The organism is Sunxiuqinia dokdonensis (assembly GCF_001270965.1).
In the GTDB taxonomy this organism is placed as follows: Bacteria; Bacteroidota; Bacteroidia; order Bacteroidales; family Prolixibacteraceae; genus Sunxiuqinia; species Sunxiuqinia dokdonensis.
Map to the genome: position 1 here is coordinate 1 of NZ_LGIA01000132.1, position 1,449 is coordinate 1,449.

A 1,449-nucleotide genomic window follows, 5' to 3' on the forward strand; every position below is an offset into this window, starting at 1 on the left:
AATCAACTATTTTTCATTCGAAAACGAGTAGGGGAAATCGGATGCTTTGGTTCCCCGCTTTTTGTTGGGTTCAGCGCTCATATCAAAATTGATTTTGGCGCCTTTCATCAGCTCATCATATTTAAAGTAGTTTTTGCTGTATGACTTGCCGTTCAAATCGATAGAGTCAACGTAACGGTTATCTTTCCCGTTTTTGGGTGCTTCAATACTGATGGTTTTGCCATTTTCAAGCTCCACGGTAATTTTTTTAAACAGTGGCGCACCAATGACATACTCGTCGGTTGCCGGAGCTACGGGGTAAAAGCCCATGGCAGTAAACACGTACCAGGCCGAAGTTTGCCCGTTGTCCTCGTCACCGCAATACCCGTCGGCTTGTGGCGTGTACAGGCGGTCCATCACTTCGCGAAGCCAGTGCTGCGTTTTCCAGGGTTGCCCGGCGTAATTGTACAGGTAAATCATGTGCTGAATGGGCTGGTTGCCGTGCGCATAATTGCCCATGTTCATGATCTGCATTTCGCGGATTTCGTGAATCACCTGCCCGTAGTACGATTCATCGAAAACAGGCGGAACGGTAAACACTGAATCCAGCATGGTAACAAACTCCTGCTTGCCTCCCATCAGGTCGATCAATCCCTGCACATCGTGGAAAACCGACCAGGTGTAGTGCCAGCTGTTGCCTTCGGTAAAGGCATCGCCCCACTTAAAAGGGCTGAACGGTGCCTGGAAGGAACCATCCTCATTGCGACCGCGCATCAAGCTGCTTTCCTTGTCAAATACATTCTTATAATTCATCGCCCGCTTGGCAAAAATCTCGATTTCGCTTTCCGGTTTGCCCAGGGCTTTACCCAGTTGGTACACACAGTAGTCGGCAAAGGCATATTCCAGGGTTCGGGCCACGTTTTCGTTCACCCCAACATTGTAGGGGATGTAACCCAACTCGTTATAATAATCAACGCCATAACGGCCAACCGAGCTCACCGGACCTTCGTGTGTGGTATTTTTCACCACCGCATCCCACAGGGTTTCAATGTCGTAACCACGCAATCCTTTCAGGTAGGCGTCGGCAACAATGGTGGCCGAGTTCGAGCCAATCATGCAGTCGCGGTGGCCAGGGCTGGCCCACTCGGGCAAAAAGCCACTTTCCTTGTAGGTGTTGGCCAGGCCTTCCTGTATTTTCTCGTTCAGCGAGGGATACATCAAATTGAAGAAAGGGAAAACGGCGCGGAAAGTGTCCCAAAAACCGTTGTCGGTAAACATGTAGCCCGGCAGCACTTCGCCATTGTAGGGGCTGTAATGCACCACGTCGCCATTTTCGTCATACTCGTAAAACTTCCGTGGAAAAAGCAACACGCGGTACAGGCACGAGTAGAATGTTTTGATTTGATCGTCGGTTCCGCCTTCCACCTGAATGCGCGACAGCTCCTTGTTCCAGCTGGCTGCGCCTTTCTC

Annotated in this window: 1 protein-coding gene; it reads right to left on the reverse strand. The window is 50.4% G+C overall.

Annotation, left to right across the window (positions count from 1 at the left end; all coding sequences use genetic code 11):
- Window positions 1-6: 6 nt before the first annotated feature.
- On the reverse strand, window positions 7-1,449 hold a 1,443-nt coding region (locus NC99_RS07900), incomplete at its 5' end, for a GH92 family glycosyl hydrolase (RefSeq protein WP_162231177.1).